This is a genomic window from Streptomyces sp. MK7, assembly GCF_032658145.1.
In the GTDB taxonomy this organism is placed as follows: Bacteria; Actinomycetota; Actinomycetes; order Streptomycetales; family Streptomycetaceae; genus Streptomyces; species Streptomyces spiralis.
Genome location: NZ_JAVACL010000199.1, coordinates 1 through 226 on the forward strand (window position 1 = coordinate 1; position 226 = coordinate 226).

General features: G+C 70.8%; 1 protein-coding gene. It reads right to left on the minus strand.

Translation table 11 applies throughout. The features are described 5' to 3' along the window. Nucleotides 1-226: L-histidine N(alpha)-methyltransferase (locus R2S09_RS40460; RefSeq protein ID WP_316746308.1), on the minus strand; the 226-nt coding region annotated here is incomplete at both ends.

Sequence of the window (226 nt, forward strand, 5' to 3'; positions counted from 1 at the left end):
CCAGGTTCGCGGCGGCCAGTTCGGCTTTCACCCCCTCGCGGCGGAACTTCGCCGAGACCTCGGTGCGCAGTTCCTCGCCCGCGGCGAAGTGGACGGCGAGGTCGAGGGCGGGGATCTTCACGGTCTGGGCGGTGCGGGAGCGCAGGCGCATTTCGATCCACTCGTGGTCGGCGTCCCAGAGCGCCACGTGGTCGAAGGCGTCCGGGTCGAAGTCGGCGCCCAGTTC